Source organism: Streptococcus sp. 400_SSPC (assembly GCF_001072745.1).
Lineage (GTDB): Bacteria > Bacillota > Bacilli > Lactobacillales > Streptococcaceae > Streptococcus > Streptococcus xiaochunlingii.
Window position 1 is genome coordinate 1 of the sequence record NZ_JVIQ01000020.1, and the last position, 18,000, is coordinate 18,000.

Annotated in this window: 20 protein-coding genes and 1 pseudogene; 1 reads left to right on the forward strand and 20 read right to left on the reverse strand. The window is 42.9% G+C overall.

Annotated features, from left to right (window positions below; all coding sequences use genetic code 11):
* Positions 1-125: 125 nt before the first annotated feature.
* The 3 genes from ADH49_RS04055 to ADH49_RS04065 form a co-directional block, all read right to left on the reverse strand.
* A complete protein-coding gene (locus tag ADH49_RS04055) occupies positions 126-1,499 on the reverse strand; it encodes a sensor histidine kinase (protein ID WP_048689941.1) in 1,374 nt (457 codons plus the stop codon).
* Complete coding sequence (locus ADH49_RS04060) at positions 1,489-2,163, reverse strand: response regulator transcription factor (protein ID WP_006596563.1); 675 nt, start codon at positions 2,161-2,163, stop codon at positions 1,489-1,491. The genes ADH49_RS04055 and ADH49_RS04060 overlap by 11 nt, the downstream gene beginning before the upstream one ends.
* Positions 2,164-2,275: 112 nt before the next feature.
* Positions 2,276-2,866, reverse strand: a complete 591-nt coding sequence (locus tag ADH49_RS04065) for a hypothetical protein (protein ID WP_048689944.1) — start codon at positions 2,864-2,866, stop codon at positions 2,276-2,278.
* A 205-nt stretch (positions 2,867-3,071) separates the two neighbouring features.
* On the opposite strand from ADH49_RS04065, the gene ADH49_RS04070 reads away from it, so the two are divergent.
* Positions 3,072-3,614, forward strand: coding sequence for a biotin transporter BioY (locus ADH49_RS04070; RefSeq protein ID WP_048689947.1), 543 nt, complete (start codon positions 3,072-3,074; stop codon positions 3,612-3,614).
* Between the two features lie 56 nt (positions 3,615-3,670).
* Here the strand turns inward: ADH49_RS04070 and ADH49_RS04075 are convergent, their stop codons facing one another.
* From ADH49_RS04075 to truB (ADH49_RS09730), 17 genes and pseudogenes are all read right to left on the reverse strand, one after another.
* The gene (locus ADH49_RS04075) at positions 3,671-6,214 is read right to left on the reverse strand and encodes a M1 family metallopeptidase (protein ID WP_048689954.1); all 2,544 of its coding nucleotides are present in this window, start codon (positions 6,212-6,214) and stop codon (positions 3,671-3,673) included.
* A gap of 131 nt (positions 6,215-6,345) precedes the next feature.
* Positions 6,346-6,999, reverse strand: coding sequence for a phosphate signaling complex protein PhoU (gene phoU / locus ADH49_RS04080; RefSeq protein WP_006596567.1), 654 nt, complete (start codon positions 6,997-6,999; stop codon positions 6,346-6,348).
* A 14-nt stretch (positions 7,000-7,013) separates the two neighbouring features.
* The gene (gene pstB, locus ADH49_RS04085) at positions 7,014-7,772 is read right to left on the reverse strand and encodes a phosphate ABC transporter ATP-binding protein PstB (protein ID WP_048689957.1); all 759 of its coding nucleotides are present in this window, start codon (positions 7,770-7,772) and stop codon (positions 7,014-7,016) included.
* Between the two features lie 36 nt (positions 7,773-7,808).
* A complete protein-coding gene (pstB, locus tag ADH49_RS04090; RefSeq protein WP_048689960.1) occupies positions 7,809-8,612 on the reverse strand; it encodes a phosphate ABC transporter ATP-binding protein PstB in 804 nt (267 codons plus the stop codon).
* An 11-nt stretch (positions 8,613-8,623) separates the two neighbouring features.
* Positions 8,624-9,508 carry a phosphate ABC transporter permease PstA gene (gene pstA, locus ADH49_RS04095; protein ID WP_048689962.1) on the reverse strand — a complete coding sequence of 295 codons (885 nt, stop codon included), beginning with the start codon at positions 9,506-9,508 and terminating at the stop codon, positions 8,624-8,626.
* Entirely contained in the window at positions 9,498-10,409 is a 912-nt protein-coding gene (gene pstC / locus ADH49_RS04100) for a phosphate ABC transporter permease subunit PstC (protein WP_006596571.1), read from the reverse strand. The genes pstA and pstC overlap by 11 nt, the downstream gene beginning before the upstream one ends.
* A 17-nt stretch (positions 10,410-10,426) precedes the next feature.
* Positions 10,427-11,293, reverse strand: coding sequence for a phosphate ABC transporter substrate-binding protein PstS family protein (locus ADH49_RS04105; RefSeq protein WP_048689967.1), 867 nt, complete (start codon positions 11,291-11,293; stop codon positions 10,427-10,429).
* A gap of 129 nt (positions 11,294-11,422) precedes the next feature.
* On the reverse strand, positions 11,423-12,727 hold the full coding sequence (locus ADH49_RS04110) for an RsmF rRNA methyltransferase first C-terminal domain-containing protein (protein ID WP_048689970.1): 1,305 nt from the start codon (positions 12,725-12,727) through the stop codon (positions 11,423-11,425).
* The gene (locus tag ADH49_RS04115) at positions 12,724-13,497 is read right to left on the reverse strand and encodes an inositol monophosphatase family protein (RefSeq protein ID WP_048689972.1); all 774 of its coding nucleotides are present in this window, start codon (positions 13,495-13,497) and stop codon (positions 12,724-12,726) included. Before ADH49_RS04115 ends, ADH49_RS04110 begins: the two co-directional genes overlap by 4 nt.
* Entirely contained in the window at positions 13,487-13,765 is a 279-nt protein-coding gene (locus ADH49_RS04120) for a UPF0223 family protein (protein ID WP_048689976.1), read from the reverse strand. The genes ADH49_RS04115 and ADH49_RS04120 overlap by 11 nt, the downstream gene beginning before the upstream one ends.
* Before the next feature lies 1 nt (position 13,766).
* Positions 13,767-14,168 carry a Spx/MgsR family RNA polymerase-binding regulatory protein gene (locus ADH49_RS04125; protein WP_040803090.1) on the reverse strand — a complete coding sequence of 134 codons (402 nt, stop codon included), beginning with the start codon at positions 14,166-14,168 and terminating at the stop codon, positions 13,767-13,769.
* A 127-nt stretch (positions 14,169-14,295) separates the two neighbouring features.
* Positions 14,296-15,213: a bifunctional riboflavin kinase/FAD synthetase gene (locus ADH49_RS04130; RefSeq protein ID WP_048689980.1), complete on the reverse strand. Its 918-nt coding sequence runs from the start codon at positions 15,211-15,213 to the stop codon at positions 14,296-14,298.
* A 4-nt stretch (positions 15,214-15,217) separates the two neighbouring features.
* Positions 15,218-16,114, reverse strand: a complete 897-nt coding sequence (truB, locus tag ADH49_RS04135) for a tRNA pseudouridine(55) synthase TruB (protein WP_048689984.1) — start codon at positions 16,112-16,114, stop codon at positions 15,218-15,220.
* Positions 16,115-16,278: 164 nt separating this feature from the next.
* Positions 16,279-17,040, reverse strand: a complete 762-nt coding sequence (locus tag ADH49_RS04140; protein ID WP_048689987.1) for a hypothetical protein — start codon at positions 17,038-17,040, stop codon at positions 16,279-16,281.
* A 3-nt stretch (positions 17,041-17,043) separates the two neighbouring features.
* Positions 17,044-17,199, reverse strand: coding sequence for a hypothetical protein (locus ADH49_RS10270; protein WP_185761515.1), 156 nt, complete (start codon positions 17,197-17,199; stop codon positions 17,044-17,046).
* 13 nt (positions 17,200-17,212) lie between these two features.
* Positions 17,213-17,473, reverse strand: coding sequence for a hypothetical protein (locus ADH49_RS09725; protein ID WP_238656208.1), 261 nt, complete (start codon positions 17,471-17,473; stop codon positions 17,213-17,215).
* Between the two features lie 166 nt (positions 17,474-17,639).
* Positions 17,640-17,888: pseudogene (truB, locus tag ADH49_RS09730) on the reverse strand (tRNA pseudouridine(55) synthase TruB); the annotation flags it as partial.
* Between the last annotated feature and the right edge of the window lie 112 nt (positions 17,889-18,000).

Consider the following 18,000-nt stretch of genomic DNA (forward strand, 5'->3'; position numbering starts at 1 on the left):
GGAGTTTTGAAACCTTAGGTTCAAAACTAAGTCATGGAACTTCGTAGAAGTTCGCTGACGTCCCTTCTCACCTTTGGAAAGTTTTAGAAGTCTTTTGCTTCATCTAAGTTAAAGATTCCTCAGCTTTACTTGTTTTTCGTTGATTTAGAAGTTGATTTCTTTTTACTATCTGACTTGGTTGCTAGTTTGACCTCGAAAATAGCACCTTTCGGCTTGTTATCTCGAACAGTAATGGTGCCATTAAAGGCTTCTACGATTTGCTTGGCTAAGGACAGTCCTAAACCAAAACCACCCTTTTGACGCGTACGCGCCTTATCCACTCGGTAGAATCGATCAAATATCCGCTTTTTATCTTCGTCTGCAATCCCTGGTCCATTATCCTCTACCCGAAGATAGAGATAGCGATCCTTGAATTGGGCGACAAACCGTATCTTTCCTTCTTCCTCTGTGTATTTGAGGGCATTGTCATACAAAATGGTCATCAGCTGTTTCAGTAGGACCTTGTCAGACACCAGACTCCTTTCGACATGATTCTCATACTCGAAGATTTTATCATTTTCCTCGGCAATGATTTCATAATTGGCAAAGGTTTGGTCGAAAAAAGAGGGAGGGATTTCACAAAACTCAGGTTTAATCCCATCATCTCGACGGGCTAAGTTTAAGAGATTGGTTGTCAGTAAGCGCATATTGCGAACCTCATCCAAAGAGGAGGCGATATTCTCACTGGATTCCATAATTGTTGCCTCTGGCTTTCGGAACAGGGTTTCCAAACGATTTTGCAAAACGGCTAAAGGTGTCCGCAATTCATGAGAAGCATTTTCGACAAAAGCCTTCTGCCGATTCATACTCTCTAAGAGAGGTTTCACACTCATTTTAGCCAGGAAGATACTTGCAAAGAGGGAAATGCCCCAGAAGCAAATCATGACCAAGGCGATTTGGCTCTCGTGTTTTTCACTGGTCTGCTCCAACTGGCTGATATTGGTCATGATCACGGCATATTTCACCCCATCGATATAATCATCGGGATCAATATCCACCAAATAAGCCCGGTAGCTTTCATTCTGCTTATAATGATTGGTGATTTGAATCTGCTTGATCTTGTTTAAATAGCTGCGACTAAAGGTCACTGTTTTTAAATCAAGAAAACCATTGTCCGTCGTCACATTTTCAAAATTATCATTCAAGAGGATGGCTGTACTATTGGAAGTGACCGATGGTCTAGGGCCATCCTCAGGATCAGGTTCATCATCTTCTGGTCGGTCATTAGCTGGTTCGTCTCTTCCCATCCCATTTCCTGTACGATTTGCCAAGCTAATGATGGAATAACGATCTTTACTCAGCATCTTTAAATTTTCATCAACCGTTGTATAGAGACTTGACCGCATCACTTGAATAATAATCAAGGTCATGGTTGAGAAAATTAAGGTAAAGAGTCCGAAATAGCGGATGAAATAAGAAAAGTCATCCGCATTAACAGTTTTTTTTATTTTATTGAGCATCTTTCAGAATGTACCCCACGCTACGCAATGTTTGGAGATTTTTTGCAAAGTCTGTTCCTTTTAACTTCTTACGAATCTTAGAAACATACACTTCGACAACCGAAATGGTCGTATCGCTATCAAATCCCCAAAGTCGATCAAAGATTTGTGTTTTTGGAAGGATAACATTTTGATTTTGAAGGAAATAAACCAAAAGGTCAAATTCTTTCCCTAATAGCTCCACTTCTTTCCCTTCAACAAGCGTAGAGTTTGTCGAAAGATTAACGGTTACATTCCCATAAGAAAGGGTATTTTCATTGACCTTACCAGAGCGCTTCAGCAATGCTTGGATCCGCATTTTGAGCTCTTCTAGGTAGAAGGGCTTGGTCAGATAGTCATCTGCCCCTAACTCAAACCCATGGCCCTTATCGTCCAAGCTCTCTTTGGCTGTCATAATCAATACTGGAGTGGAGACACCCTTATCTCTCAATTCTTTCAAAACTTGGAAACCATCTTTTTCAGGGAGCATGAGGTCTAGCAAAATGAGGTCATAGATGCCACTTTCAGCCTCATAAAGACCTTCGTCTCCATCAAAGACTTGCATGACATCTGCAAAGTCATCTAAAAAATCAAATACTGAATTAGACAAACCGAGGTCGTCTTCGACTAATAGAATCTTAATCATGTGTACTTCTCCTTCTCATTCTTCCATACAGGGATGACGAGTATTTTCTACTCTATTATAACATGACCAGGCTTCATTCAGTAGCATTCAGATAGCGATTTCAACTTTTTTCTTAGCCTGCTGTTCCTGTCTCATCCTTTGATAAATTGTTTGTATTGCTAGACGATTTTTTCGAAGAGGATTTCTTGGAGGACTTTTTATTGGATTTTCCATTTTGTTGCTTGTCTTGTTGACCTTGAGGCCCTCCATCTTGTGGTGGTTGGCCATTCATGTCTCCTTGTCCTGGTCCACCGTTTTGGCCATCTCGCGGTGGCATACCGCCTGGTCCACCACCAAATCCATCTTGTCCTTGACCACCTTGTGGCCCCCCTCCTTGAGGTGGTTGACCGTTCATTTGTCCTTGCCCTGGACCACCATTTTGTCCTTTGAAACCTTGAGCATTTGAAGGGCTATTTTGATCCTTCCCCTGGCTATTTTGTCCTTGATGGTTTTGGGCAGGCTGGTTACTATTTTGTGTAGCTACTGCTGCTTGTTGGCGTTGGGGAGTCGTATTGGCTGTCGCCAACATTCCCAAGCCAAATCCACCAGTCATTCCTACGACAAGTCCTCCTGTTGTTGCGGCAGTTGCCCACCACTTAGGACTTTTCTTAACGACAATCATTTTTTCAGTTCTTTCTTGCTTTTGTTCATTCGAAGCTTGCATTCTTTCCATTCCTTAAATTATTTAAACAAGGCCTTTGTTTAGATAGGGATAGTTTACCGATTCTTCCTTAATCGTGACTAAATTTTTTCTTAAACTTTCCTAAAATGAGGATGGAGACAATTGTCACAGCTGAATAGAGGACTTGACAGGCTTGCATTCTTTTTTGTAGAATAGTTACCATAAAAATAAAGCGAGGTTTACTGTTTTGAAAAAAATAGAATCAATGACATTAATTGCTCTTGGAGCAGCTCTGATTGCTGCCCTATCTCCTTTTACAATCCCACTTGGACCCATTCCTATCACGCTTCAGACTTTAGCGATTGGATTGATCGCCAGCATCTACCGTCCAAAAGAAGCCACCCTTTCTGTTCTCATTTACCTCCTCTTAGGTGCCATTGGCCTCCCCGTCTTTGCAGGTGGTCACGGAGGCATCAGCTCCTTCTACGGTCCCACTGCTGGATTCCTTTTCTTCTTTCCCCTTCGTGCTTTGGTTACCTCTAGCCTCGCTGGCCAAAAGGGACAGCCCATTCGTATCTTCCTAGCTAACGCCTTGGGGGAAGTCGTCCTCTTTATTGGGGGTGCCTTAGGTTTTATGCTCATTACCCACCAGAGTTTGGATCTCACCGTAAAACTGGTCGTCCTACCTTTTGTATTACCAGATTTGATTAAGATGACGTTGACAACGGTTTTCGCAGTTATTCTCTATCGCAATCTCAAACATCTCCCATATTTCAAAAAAGCAAAATAAAAACTCTTAGAGAGGCCTACAAACCTGTAGGTTCCTCTCTAGGAGCTTTTTTTTCTTTATTTAGTTGCTAGAAGGGCTGTTTCAACCGCTGCTTTCTCCCGCTCGATAAGATCGATACGAGCCGCGATCTCTTTAATTCCCATCTTGATATTACGGCTGATCGCCATATCATCCAATTGAGGCTCAAAGAAGGCCTTGTATTCATTCAACCGTTCACGGGTCTTGAAACAGTTAGCTGGGTAGATGACAAACTTATCAAAGCTCATATCACCACCGAGTGCTTTCTTGATCCAATCCCAGTTTTCACGCGCCCAAGTCCAGGTTCTTCCTTGGGTAAAGTCATGGTGCAAGAAATTGAAGTACCAGCTCATAGCCAAGTCCTGAGGTTTCACCACATCCTTGTTCTTCCACTCCTTCAATAGAGCTTCCAAAGTTTCCTCATCCTTGGTATAAGAAAGGGCAGCCGCCAACTGGCGTTTAAAGTTTCCATCAACTGTCTTCACATAGGTATCCAGATATTGTTGGCTAAGCGCCTTGGTTTCCTGGTGTTTGATTTGGTTGACCAAGATTTGCAAGCGAATGGCAGCTGGAAGTTTTTCTAGATCAGCTGCGTGCGCTTCAAAGATAGCGCTCGCTTGTGCTTGTGCAGCTTCATCATTGGCCTTAATCATATTAGCAATCATTAGCTGACGAACTTTTTCGTCTTCTTCTGTTTCACCAGGCTTAGCTTCCAGTCCCAAGCGTTCGAAGTTGTAACGGTTCATCCGTTTCAACAACTCATGGAAGGCTACTTCTGTTTCAGTTCCTTCATCCACAAAGAGACTGATTCCGCTCAAGACGCTCGAAACAGCAGAAACGACCAAGTAGGAACTTTCTTCTGTCAAATGTTCAATCACTGGCAAGAGGCTTGCATAAGAAATTTGACCACTTTCCGCTAAGAGACGGCGTTCTTGAACCACTTGTAGTTTCGAAGTGCTATCCAAGTTAGCAAGTTCAGCAAGGATGTCTTCTAACAATTCCCCACGGTAGTCACTGATATAGTGAGCTGTATTTTCTGTATTGAAGCGAAGAGCTCCGTTGTTAGCTGCTTTCAAGGCACTGTAGTTTGGAATTTCTAAGACTTCAGTTTCCAAGGTATCTGGAATACCTGTCCAGTTGCTATTCAATGGAACAACCCACTTACGGCCTTTTTCTTCTCTTTCTCCGATGAAGAACTGCTCTTGACGGATGATCAAGGTATCGTTCTCTACAACAGCTGAGACAACAGGGTATCCTGGTTGCTCCAACCAAGAATCCATAAAGGCTGCGACATCACGACCTGAAGCTTGCCCAAGAGCATCCCAAAGGTCACGACCGATGGTATTTCCGTATTGGTGTTTTTCAAAGTAAATCTTCAACCCTTTACGGAAGGCGTCATCGCCTAACCAACGGCGAAGCATGTGCATGAGACGGCTACCCTTAGCGTAAACGATGGCTGGGTCAAAGAGGGTGTTGATCTCGTCTGGGTGTTTCACTTCCACATGGACTGATTGAACGCCATCTGTAGCATCGCGTTTCAAGGCAGCAGGCACACCAGTTGTTTGGAAGTCTTCAAAGATATTCCAGCTTGGTTCGATGGCATCCAAGCTGACATATTCCATCATATTGGCGAAGCTTTCATTCAACCAGAGGTCATCCCACCATTTCATGGTCACGAGGTTTCCGAACCATTGGTGAGCCAACTCGTGAGCCACCACTAAGGCTACTGTTTGACGGCTTTGGGCAGTCGAATTCTCATCAACAAGAAGGTAGACTTCACGGTAGGTTACCAAGCCCCAGTTTTCCATCGCACCTGAAGAGAAGTCTGGAAGGGCGATATGAAGAGATTGAGGGATTGGATACTTCACGCCATAGTAGTCTTCATAAAATTCAATAGCACGAACGGCAATATCCAATGAGAAGTCCAAGTTTTCTAATGGGTGAGCTTTGGTAGAGTAGACACCGACTAGGGTTCCATTCTTGGTCTTAGCTGTCACCCCTTGGAGGTCTCCAGCCGCAAAGGCCAAGAGATAAGAAGACATACGTGGAGTCGTATCAAACTTCCAAATACCTGTTTCTTTGCGGTTTTCCACATCGATTTCAGGCATGTTAGAAAGAACGATTTCTCCTTCTTCTTGGTCAAACTTCACAGCCAAATCAAAGGTCGCTTTGGCTTCTGGCTCATCCACACTTGGGAAGGCTTCACGCGCAAAATGGCTCTCAAACTGAGTAGAGATCACTTCCTTCTTCACACCATCTACTGTGTAGTAAGAAGGATAAATTCCTGTCATATTGTCTGTGATCTTACCTGAATAGGTCAAGGTAATCGTTACTTGACCTGTCCCTTCTAATTCGACATAGACTGCTTCATTGTCATCATCCACCGTAAATGGACGGTTTTGACCTGCTACTTCTACTGTTTCGATGGTCAAATCCTTTTGGTGAAGAGAGATGCGAGTCTCTTTTACTTCTCCGCTAATGATCACTTTCCCTGAGAAAGTTTTACTAGAGCGGTTCAAATCTAAGAATAGATCGTAGTGCTTAGGTACAAATGTATCAATAAAATGTGCAACTGCTTGCATGAGTAACTCCTTCTTCATTTTTTCTCATCTTCTATTCTAACATAAATCCTACTAACTGTAAGGTAAGAGGGGGCAAAACCAGGTCTACAAAAAGACAAAAGTCTGAGATCATGACCTCAGACTTACTTTTCTTATAATTCCACAATTTTTCCAGTTTCGAAGTAGACAACCCACTCACAGATATTTTTAGCGTAATCACCAATACGCTCCAAGTAGTTGATGACTTGGAAGTAATCACGCCCAGTGATAATCAAGTCAGGATTATGCTTGATTTCTTCCGTTGCCAACTCTTGAATACGATCATAATACTCATTAATCTTTTCATCGCGAGTCGCTACTTCATAGGCCGTTTCAACATCCCCTTTTAAGTAGAGCTCCAAGGTTGCTTCAACAAAGTCTTTGACTTCTCGACCCATTTTGCTAATTTCTTCTTCTACAACCTTACTACGAAGTTCCCCCTTCATACGGATGGTTGCACGAGCGATAGATACCGCGTGGTCTCCCATACGTTCGACGTCAGACACAGCTTTTAAGACTGTCATAACCATCCGAAGGTCCTGAGAAACCGGTTGTTGAAGGGCAATCATCTCAAAGGATTTGCGCTCCAACTTCACTTCATATTCATTAATCTCTGCATCATCTTCGATCACCTGACGTGCCAGATCCCGGTCATGAGTGACAAAAGCTCGAACCGTGCGATTAATCTGGGTCAAGACTTCATTTCCCATAGCATAAAACTGGTTATGAAGTTTTTCTAAATCTTCTTCAAATTGTACGCGTAACATTTACTTTCCCTTTCTTATCCAAACTTCCCTGATACATAATCTTCTGTTTCCTTACGAGCAGGGTTCAAGAAGATTTTTGAGGTGTCATCATACTCGATGAGGTCCCCATCCAAGAAAAAGGCCGTTCTATCCGAGATCCGACTGGCTTGTTGCATAGAGCGCGTCACTAAGAGCATGGTATAACGATCCTTCAACCCATAAAGCGTTTCTTCAATCTTTCCAGCAGAAATCGGATCCAAGGCTGAGGTTGGCTCATCCAAGAGGATAATCTTTGGACTGGTTGCTAATACACGCGCCACACAAACCCGTTGTTGTTGCCCCCCTGAAAGCCCGATTGCTGAATCATGAAGGCGATCCTTGACCTCATCCCAAATAGAAGCGTTTTTTAAAGAGGTTTCGACCGCTTCATCCAAGACTTGCTTGTCCTTGATTCCATTAATCATGAGTCCATAGGTGACATTGTCATAGATAGACATTGGGAAGGGGTTGGGTTGTTGGAAAACCATCCCGATTTCCTTACGGAGCTCCACCGTATCAGTCCGTGGACTATAGATATTGTGACCATTGTAGATGACGGTTCCTGTCGTCGTCACCTCATGGTTCAAATCTCCCATCCGGTTAATAGCCTTGAGCAAGGTAGACTTCCCAGATCCAGAAGGACCGATTAAAGCCGTGATTTCTTTAGGGGTGAAATCCAGTGACACACTATTCAGTGCCTTTTTCTTATTGTAATAAACCGACAAGTCCTTGACTTGCAAAATTGGTTCTGTCATGTTTTCATCCTTATGTTGTTTCTAAGTTGCCAATTCCTATCCAAAGTGACCAGACACATAGTCGTTGGTTGATTGTAGTTTTGCATTTTGGAAAATATTGGCTGTTTTATCATACTCGATCAAATCGCCTAGATAGAAGAATCCTGTATAATCGCTGGCACGAGCAGCCTGTTGCATGCTGTGGGTCACGATGATAATCGTATAGTCCTTCTTCAACTCCAGCATGGTTTCTTCCAACTGAGCAGTCGCGATAGGATCCAAGGCTGAAGCTGGCTCATCCATAAGCAAAATCTCTGGTTTCACAGAGATCGCACGGGCAATACAGAGGCGTTGCTGTTGACCACCTGAGAGGGTCAATGCGGACTTGTGCAAGTCATCCTTAACCTGATCCCAGAGGGCTGCTTGCTTCAAGGATTTTTCTACGATTTCGTCCAGGACCTTCTTGTCTTTGACTCCTGCCCGTTCGTGAGGGAAGGTAATATTGCGGTAGATTGACTTGGCAAACGGATTTGGTCGTTGAAAGACCATCCCAATATGCTTTCTCATTTCATAGACATTGATATCAGGACGGTTGACGTCGATCCCTTCATACCAGATCTCACCAGTCACACGCGCAATATCAATGGTATCGTTCATCCGGTTCAAACTTCTAAGATAAGTGGACTTTCCAGATCCAGAAGGACCAATCAAAGCTGTGATTTTATTCTTCTCAAACTGCATATCCACGCCCTTGATGGATTCATTTGAACCATAGTAGACATGCAAGTCTTTGGTCGAAAGGACCACTTTTTCTTCAGGAAAAGTAATGATATGTTTCTCATCCCAATTGTACTTTGACATTTCTTCTCCTTTTATGCTGAGGTTAATTTCTTATGGAGGTAAGTACCGAGCTTACGCGCTCCAAAGTTGAAAATCAAAATGAAGATCAACAAAACTGCTGCCGATCCAGCGGATACTTCAATCGCATCTGGAATGGTACCTTCACTATTGACCTTCCAAATGTGGACTGCTAGTGTTTCTGCTTGACGGAAAATAGAGATCGGACTGGTCACACTAAAGAGGTTCCAGTTACTCCAATCCAAGGCTGGGGCAGACTGACCAGCTGTATAAATCAAGGCCGCTGCTTCCCCAAAAATCCGTCCAGAAGCTAGTACAACACCCGTAATGATACTTGGTAAAGCTTCAGGTACCACCACGTGAATCACGGTTTCCCAACGAGAAATCCCAAGCGCAAGTCCTGCCTCTCTTTGTGTATGGTGGACGTTTTGCAAACTATCTTCAATGTTCCGCGTCATCTGTGGCAGGTTAAAGACCGTCAAGGCCAAGGCTCCAGAAATAATCGAGAAGCCATATTGGAACTGCACTACAAAGACCAAGTAGCCAAAGAGACCGACTACGACCGATGGGAGAGAAGACAAGATCTCAATACAGGTCCGAACCAAGTTGGTCAATGGGCCCTTCTTGGCATACTCTGACAAGTAGATCCCTGCCCCCAAAGAAAGTGGGAAGGAAATAATCAAGGTAATGACTAAGAGGAAGAAGGAATTATAGAGCTGAATCCCAATCCCTCCACCCGCTTGGTAAGAGGAGGATTTGCTGGTCAAGAAGGTCCAAGACACATGCGGTAACCCTCTAACCAGGATATAGAGAATCAAAGAGGCAAGAATCGTAACTATAATTCCAGCAATAGCATAGAGAGTTCCTGTCGCTATCTTATCTATTTTTTTAGCGTGCATAGTTCTTCTTACCTCTTTCTTTCGTGATCAATTTGATAACGCTGTTAAATGCCAAACTCATCAGCAAGAGCACCAAGGCAAGTGACCAGAGAACGTTGTTGTTAACTGTTCCCATAACGGTATTTCCGATTCCCATAGTCAAAATAGAGGTTAAGGTGGAAGCTGGAGTCGTTAAAGATGTTGGAACAACCGCTGAGTTTCCGACTACCATCTGAATAGCCAAGGCTTCACCGAAGGCACGGGCCATTCCAAAGACAACTGCCGTAAAAATACCGGAGCGAGCGGCCTTTAAGGTGACATGCCAGATGGTTTGCCAACGAGTCGCTCCCATAGCCATACTTGCTTCCCGATAGTGACGAGGTACTGCCCGTAAGCTGTCTGTTGTCATAAAGGTCACAGTTGGAAGTATCATGACAAAGAGGACAAAGACCCCTGACAAGATTCCAAACCCTGTCCCACCAAAGATGGAACGAACAAATGGAACCACCACTTGCAAACCAATAAATCCGTAAACAACAGAAGGGATCCCTACCAACAACTCAATGGCTGGTTGTAAGAGACGAGCTCCCTTTGGAGAAACCTCTGTCATAAAGACTGCCGCACCGATGGCAAAAGGCGTCGCCACCAAGGCAGACAAAAGGGTTACAATGAAGGAACCCAAGATCATTGGCAAAGCCCCAAATTCTTTCCCTGACGGATTCCAAGTGGATCCAAAAAGGAAACTAAAGACATTAACCTTGTTGACAAAGAAGGTCGATAATCCCTTTTGGGCTACAAAAATCAAAATCAAAGCTACAACAAAGACAATCAAACTCATACAGCAGAAAGTAATGGTTTTACCAAATTTTTCCAAACGAGAATTATTGGACTTTGCGAGCATTTTTTTTGCTACTTCGTTCATGTTTTACCTAATTCTTCTTATTTCTTCGTAATGTTACCGTCAAGATCACGGCTGACTTTCATATCATTGATTGGGATATAGCCCATCTTACCAACGATTTCCTGCTGGACCTCATCTGTCATCATATAATCCAAGAATTTCTTTGCCAGTTTACTTGGCTCACCCTTGGTATACATGTGTTCATAGGACCAAATTGGCCAGTTATTATTCACTACGTTTTCCTTAGTTGGTTCATAGCCATTTAACTTCATGGTTTTGACACTATCATCCACGTAGGTAAAGGCCAGATAAGAAATGGCACCTGGAGTCTGGGAAACAATGTTCTTCACCATTCCGTTGGAATCCTGTTCCTGAGCCTGTTTAGGATCTTTGCCGTCCATGATGATGTCATCGAATACAGCACGGCTACCAGATCCTACTGCACGGTTCACAATGGTAATTTCCAAGTCCTCACCACCCAATTGCTTCCAGTTGGTATATTCACCAGTAAAAATCTTACGCAATTGTTCAGTAGTTAAATCGTCTACGGAAATCCCCTTGTTCGCAATGATGGATGTTCCTGCTACTGCTACTTGATGGTCTACCAAGCTAGAAGCATCGATGCCATCTTTTTCCTCTGCAAAAAGGTCACTATTTCCAATGTCGACAGCTCCTGATTGGACCTGAGAAAGACCTGTACCAGATCCACCCCCTTGGACATTGACAATCTTACCGGGATGCTCTTCAATATAACGATCTACCACCCCTTCAACGAGCGGTTGTAGGGCTGTTGATCCAACAGCTGTAATCGCTTCTCCACGGTCAATCCAAGACGCACAGGCAGAAAGAGAAGCTGCAAGTGCTACTGTTGCTAGCCCAAGGACTAGCTTTTTGCATTTATTCAATGTAAGTCTCCTTGAATCATAATCAAATATCGTTTAAATCTTATCTCTAAACACTTGTTATCTTCTAGTATTCTAGCAAGAATCACTCTATTTCCACTATAACATAGAAAGACGGCATTTCCTAATAATTTATCTAAATCTCAAACCTTTAGGAAAGAAATTTTTTAAGGTCCGTCCAGTCACTTTTGCAAAACCTAAACCATTTCCTCCAGCTAAGACCTGATACCAACCATTTGGGTAGTCTTGATCTAGCTGAATAGTCTCTCCAGCCACGTACTTCATAAAGTCTGGATCCGACAAGCTGACCGATTTCTTCACTTGATCTGGTTTCAGAGCTAGGCCCAAAGCAAAGCTAGGTTCAAAGCGATTTTTCTTAAAGGTTCCAAGGTGCAATCCATTGCGAGCAATCTTGACCTTTTTCAAATCAGGAAGTCCAACCGGCAAGAGATAAAGCTGGTCTCCAAAACATTGGTAGAGGCCCTCTAGGTCAATGGCCAGGCAATCCTTGGCAAAAGCTTGCCACAACTTCTTCTGCTCAGCCGTTAGATTGGAACGGCCTTCCTTGATCTTCTTGGCTTCAGGCTCTCCCTGATAAAGGAATTTAGCAACAAATTGCCCTTCCCCTTTGAAACGATGGGGATACATCCGGGCTGTTTCAGGATAGCCGATCCCCTCTACCATGCCATTGATTTTTTCAATCGGTAGCAATTCCAACTCATATTCTTCTAAGAGCCAAGAGACAATCTCTTCATTCTCTTCCGGTGCCCAGGTACAGGTCGAATAAACTAGCTGTCCACCTGGTGCCAGCATCTTGATAGCATCTGTTAAGATTTCTCTCTGGAGACCAGCACATTGGGCTGGATAATCAGGATGCCAATAGTCCATAGCATCTGGCTGCTTCCGGAACATGCCTTCACCAGAACACGGAGCATCCAAAACAATCAAATCAAAATAGGCTGGGAAAACCTTAGCCAAGCGATCGGCTGATTCATTGGTCACCACGACATTACGGGCTCCAAAGCGTTCGACATTCTCGACTAGAATCTTGGAGCGGCCCTTGTGGATTTCATTGGAAACAAGGAGTCCTTGATTGTCTAAATAAGAGAGCAAGTGGGTCGTCTTGCCACCCGGTGCTGCCGCAAGATCCAAGACCTTCATACCTGGTTTTGGATGAGCTACTTGGGCTACCATTTGGGCAGCCGGTTCTTGCGAATAGACCAGTCCAGTGACATGGGCAATGGATTTCCCTGATACCTTGCCATAGTAACTCCAAGGCATGCCTGGAATAGGTTCATCACCTCTGATTTGCTCCGCCTTCAATGGATTAGTCCGATAGGCAGATACGGCCGGCTCGTCAAAGGTTTGAAAGAAGGCCTCAGCCTCCTCTCCAAGTAGTTGGGTATACTTTTCTTTAAATCCTTGAGGAAAGGTCATGCGTCTTTTCCTTTCGTCAAAAAGGGTTGAATCTCATCTAGTTTACAAGTTGGGACCATCATGATAGGCTCCAAGGTCTCATAGCTAGGTTCTTTCCCTTCCAAGGTCAAGACTGAGTATCCGAGGCACTCACCCATAATAGCTGCTGCTGCATAGTCCCATGGCCAAATATAGCTAAAGTAGCCTAAAATGCCACCAGATAGAATCTTGGTAAAGCTGATACCAGCGCTCCCGTAGACCCGAATCCCCAAGCACTCTGCTCCCAGATCCGCCATGCCCCAAGCGTTGGACTTGAGCATGCCGACATTAGAAGCCACTAATAAGTCCCCAATAGGCCTATTTTGAAACGGTTTTAGTTCTTTGTCATTGCAAAAGACTCCAAAATCCTTTCCACCAAAAAAGAGATGGTCGCGCATGACATCATAGATCAAGCCAAACTGACCAAGACCTTCTTCAAAATAGGCAACCATAACAGCAAAATCTTCTTTTTGGGTCACAAAATTATTGGTCCCATCAATGGGATCAATCACCCAAACCTTACCGGAGTGAATAGGAGCACGAAGTTCATCTTCTTCAGCAAAAATTTGATCTTCTGGATAGGCTTCTAAAATCTTGCCAACCAGGGTTGCTTGCACTTCCTGATCCATCTGAGTCACCAAATCCGTCGGATTTGTTTTGACAGTAATCGCTAGCTGGTCATGTAAGTGTTCTCTTAGATAGCTTCCTGCTTCTTTGACAATGGTCTTAGCAAATTCTAATTTATTGATCAATCGAAAACCATCCTTCCCCTTTTTCTTTCGCGGCTTTGGTTGCGCGGTAAAGTGAGTAGCCACTGACCTCTTCAAACTCCTTTCCCAGACGCTTTTCTTCGCCAATACTTGGGACAACTTTCTTAAAGGCCTTATAGGCTTCTAGGTAGATACGAGCATCTGCCTTTTGTTCATAGGCTTGTTCAACCTGATTAAAAAAAGAAAGCACCGAAGCAAGCTCTTCAGTGCTCCACGATAAATCGAGTGGGTAACTATAATTTTTATTCATATTAATGGATCTCCGCTCTTAATGTAGCAGATCTTAACTCTTCCTTACGATATCCTCGAGGGAGAAATGCGCGAATTTCATCCTCATTAAAACCAATTTGCATCCGTTTCTTGTCTAGAATAATTGGGCGACGCAAAAGACTAGGATTCTCCTCAATCAACTTGATTAAAGCAGAAATCGATAAATCCTCTACATCAACATTTAACTTCTGAAAAATTTTAGAACGAGTTGAAATAATATCGTCTGTACCGTTCTCAGTTAGAGCTAAAATATTACGCAACTCCTCAGTTGTTAGAGGACTCGTCATAATATTGTGTTCCTTAAAAGGAACCTCATGTTTTTCTAACCAAGCTCTGGCCTTGCGACAGGATGTACAACTCGGAGACAAAAATAATGTAATCATGTTCTTCTCTTCTTTTTTTGGACACACTTAGCTGACTCTATTATACAAAATTATTCCATGCTTGCATAGTGATTTTTTAATTTAGACAAAGAAAATTCTCCCCTTAAGGGAGAATTTCTAACAAAAATTAATTTGTCCATTTACGAGCCATGATCTCATCCTGGCGCAGTTGCTCGACGAGTGCTTCTACACTATCAAATTTGACCATTTCTCGAATCTTGTCTAACCAAAAAATCCGAATCGTATGTCCATAAATATCTTTTGAAAAATCAAAGATATTGGCTTCAAAGCGAAGTTCCGTCCCATCAAAGGTCGAGTTTTTCCCTACAGAGGCCATCCCCCGGTGACGCTGACCTAGCACTTCTACTTCGACGACATAAACACCATCTTGAGGGAGATGGGTGCGATCGATCGGTGCCAGATTTGCTGTTGGAAAACCAATGGTTCGCCCCCGTGCATCACCATGGACTACGATGCCACGACTGGATAAGGGATAACCTAAAAGATCAGCTGCTTCTTTCACTTGGCCAGAGGCAATGGCCTGGCGAATACGGGTCGAGCTGATTTTTTTGCCCTGGTCTAGGACAGGTGGAACTACGATGACTTGGCCTTTAAAATAGGTTCCCAAATCACTAGCTACTTTCTTATCGCTACCAAAGCTATAATCAAAGCCTGCCACTAAGACACGAGCTCGAAGTCTTGTTAGGTAGGTAGTAACGAATTCTTGGGCCGTATGAGCCGCAAAATCACTGGTAAAATCGATAAGATATAGATCATCGACTCCCAGTTCTTCCATTCGTTTAAAACGCTCCTCTGGATTTTGGAGGTGGAGGAGTAATTCTGGTTGGTAACGGGCAAAAGCCAATTTGGGAGATTCTGGAAAGGTCAAAAGAGCTACTCGAAGTCCTTGCTCATCGGCAATAGTGCGGGCTGTCCGAAAGAGCTCCTGATGCCCTCGATGAAGACCGTCAAAATAGCCCAAGACAAGAACAGTATCTGCTTGAGCTTTTATTTCTTTTTCACTAGATACATAACAAATGTTCATAAATTTATTGTAACACACTTTCTGTCAGAAAAACCTTGCGAGGTTTGTAAAGTTCTTCCCTTTTTTCCAAAATGGCTACCAACTTCTCTTGGTAAAAAGCAGCTAACTCTCTGGCTTCGCTCTCAACTGGAATAAAGCGTCCCACTTGGACTTCGCCAACCTCTTCAACTGTCAGCTCTACTTTTTCCAGATCCCCGGTACCAATCTCAAGTGGATGAAGGAAGCTCAAATCTCCTTGCCTTACCTTTTCAGCAAGCTCTTCCAGGGTCAAGGCATTATCCAGTGACAAACCGGCAGCACTGGTTCGGGTCAGATGAGACATATGGGCGGAGTAACCAAGCTTCTCTCCCAAGTCAACCGATAAGGTACGGATATAGGTTCCCTTGCTACATTTTACTCGGAAAGTAAAACGCGCAAGTTTATCCTCGTAGCAAATGGGACTGGTTCTTTCAAAACTATAAATGGTCACCTGACGTTCTGGACGTTCGACCTCCTGACCAGCACGCGCATATTCATAGAGCTTACGCCCATTGACCTTGACTGCTGAGTACATTGGTGGAATCTGGGTGATAGGCCCTGTCAGACTAGCAATGGCTTCATCAACAAGCTTTTCATCCAGTGGAGACAAAACAGGAGTCTCTGCGACAACTTCCCCACTAGCATCCTCGGTCGTTGTTGAATATCCCAGAGTGATTTCCCCCTCGTAGACCTTGCCCTCATCCTGCATGAACTCGACCATACGAGTCGCCTTCCCTACAGCAATGGGTAAAACGCCCACCACATCCGGATCCAAAGTTCCTCCATGGCCAATCTTCTTGGTGCCTAAGATTTTCCGAAGTTTAAAGACCACATCATGCGAAGTCATGCCCGCTTCTTTTTTTATATTAATAATTCCGTCCATGTCTTGCTTTCTATTTTCCTTTCTCATCATGTGGTTAATAAATTTTTTTCATTCGTTCCAGTATCATTAAACCATCCTCTCATGCCTTTAATTAGGCTATTGGTACCTTTTTTAAGATTCCTTTTAATGTAGCATCAATAATAAATCTATAGGTAAATACCCTACTATTCATCTCTATTTCTCCAATTCTTTATGATATTATAAATAGAATGTATCAGAAGAATTACTAATAATAAGAACCAAGAGCGTAATGATACCAAACTGACAACCACAACAAGCAAAGCTGATAAAAAATAAATGATAAACGCCTCTAACTTGGAAGGTCTTCTCCCCTCTGGAAGCATATCTAAATGTTCCTTCGTTAGAGCTGAGCGGTCACTGAATTGATAAAAGTAACGATATCTTGCAGATAAAGAATCAATATCTAAAAAGTCATATCCCCTAATATAATCAACTATATAAAACATCAGTAAACTGTCAATTTCGTCAATATTTTCAGTATAGAGAGAAAAGTTTCTCTTTCCAGCAATTGCAATATTACTTGCAGCATAAACGGCAATCGGAATGCCATCTTTTGTCACAGGTAGAATATCTCCTTTACTACCTGAACCTACACACTTCATTTCATAGTTGTTTAAATTGAATTGAAAAACTCCATGCCAATATGCTTGTTCCCATAAATGATCAAATCTTTCTTCTTCAAAATAAATCAAATCCTTATTTAACCCTCTTGCGACTATTCTTTTTCTTTTAGAAATGTATTCTGATGCTTTCAAGACAAGAATTTCTACATCTTTTGCATATAGACGATAACCTTCCTCTTCTTGAACGATTTCAATCCTCTCAGTCCAATGTTCTTCATCAGGTAGTTTCGACTGAAGGATAAATCCCTCTGAGTTTCCTCGTAATTGTAGTTGTATTTCCATGCTTTACTCCCCTATTGATAAGCCCAATCCAAATGGTCCTAGTTTCATTTTTGCCTCTGCTTTTTTAATATCTGGACAGCAATTTATTATCATGAGTGACTCCACACCTTCTCTCACACGAACAACACTTCCAATCGGTGAAGCTCTACGTTCCGACATCAGTTTTCTCCTTCTAAATATTTCTGCGCTTCCTGAACATAAAAAGCTCTGGATTTTCATGGGCTATGCTTTCAAACAAACTTCGAGCACGAGCTTCATCTCCTTTTAATTGAGCATTGAGTGCTCCATAATAAGAGAACATGATTCGAGCTAGCTTACTTTCTGATTCGGTAGTATCGAAGTAGTCGTTCACTTCTTGATTAAATACAATATCTTTTATGGCTTGAGCAACGAGTTTTGCCTTACCATCTTTCGAATCTGGCGCATTGGACAACTGTTCTCAAAGAAAGCAATATCTTGCACATCTTGAAGATGGATAGACACTTCTAATAGTTCAAAGCTTGATATTAAAAATGTATAGTCTCTTAATCTGCCCCAAATTTTTTTCAAATTATATTTGGACATATTTTCCATGGCAGATTGAAAGTCTCCTTTTTAAAACCACTGGCATCTTCCGTCGTGGTAGAAAATCCCAAAGTGATTTCTCCCTCGTAGATTTTACCCTCATCTTGCATAAATTCGACCATCCGGGTCGCTTTTCCTACGGCAATCGGAAGCACCCCGACCACATCCGAATCCAGAGTCCCTCCATGGCCAATCTTCTTGGTTCCTAGGATTTTCCGCAGTTTAAAGACCACATCATGTGAAGTCATCCCTGCTTCTTTTTTTAGATTGATAATTCCGTCTATTTGAATTGCTCTTTCTATCTCATGTATGACCATGACGGTCACTGAGCCTTTATTATACCATGATTCAACGACCGTTTCCATCATATCGTTGTACGTTCTCAATCGTTTAAAA

Excerpts from the sequence above, each read along its gene's own strand:
- ADH49_RS04055 (WP_048689941.1), bottom strand. The coding sequence starts at position 1,499 with ATGCTCAATAAAATAAAAAAAACTGTTAATGCGGATGACTTTTCTTAT.
- ADH49_RS04060 (WP_006596563.1), bottom strand. The coding sequence starts at position 2,163 with ATGATTAAGATTCTATTAGTCGAAGACGACCTCGGTTTGTCTAATTCA.
- ADH49_RS04065 (WP_048689944.1), bottom strand. The coding sequence starts at position 2,866 with ATGCAAGCTTCGAATGAACAAAAGCAAGAAAGAACTGAAAAAATGATT.
- ADH49_RS04075 (WP_048689954.1), bottom strand. The coding sequence starts at position 6,214 with ATGCAAGCAGTTGCACATTTTATTGATACATTTGTACCTAAGCACTAC.
- phoU (WP_006596567.1), bottom strand. The coding sequence starts at position 6,999 with ATGTTACGCGTACAATTTGAAGAAGATTTAGAAAAACTTCATAACCAG.
- pstB (WP_048689957.1), bottom strand. The coding sequence starts at position 7,772 with ATGACAGAACCAATTTTGCAAGTCAAGGACTTGTCGGTTTATTACAAT.
- pstB (WP_048689960.1), bottom strand. The coding sequence starts at position 8,612 with ATGTCAAAGTACAATTGGGATGAGAAACATATCATTACTTTTCCTGAA.
- pstA (WP_048689962.1), bottom strand. The coding sequence starts at position 9,508 with ATGCACGCTAAAAAAATAGATAAGATAGCGACAGGAACTCTCTATGCT.
- pstC (WP_006596571.1), bottom strand. The coding sequence starts at position 10,409 with ATGAACGAAGTAGCAAAAAAAATGCTCGCAAAGTCCAATAATTCTCGT.
- ADH49_RS04110 (WP_048689970.1), bottom strand. The coding sequence starts at position 12,727 with ATGACCTTTCCTCAAGGATTTAAAGAAAAGTATACCCAACTACTTGGA.
- ADH49_RS04120 (WP_048689976.1), bottom strand. The coding sequence starts at position 13,765 with ATGAATAAAAATTATAGTTACCCACTCGATTTATCGTGGAGCACTGAA.
- ADH49_RS04125 (WP_040803090.1), bottom strand. The coding sequence starts at position 14,168 with ATGATTACATTATTTTTGTCTCCGAGTTGTACATCCTGTCGCAAGGCC.
- ADH49_RS04130 (WP_048689980.1), bottom strand. The coding sequence starts at position 15,213 with ATGAACATTTGTTATGTATCTAGTGAAAAAGAAATAAAAGCTCAAGCA.
- truB (WP_048689984.1), bottom strand. The coding sequence starts at position 16,114 with ATGGACGGAATTATTAATATAAAAAAAGAAGCGGGCATGACTTCGCAT.
- ADH49_RS04140 (WP_048689987.1), bottom strand. The coding sequence starts at position 17,040 with ATGGAAATACAACTACAATTACGAGGAAACTCAGAGGGATTTATCCTT.
- ADH49_RS10270 (WP_185761515.1), bottom strand. The coding sequence starts at position 17,199 with ATGTCGGAACGTAGAGCTTCACCGATTGGAAGTGTTGTTCGTGTGAGA.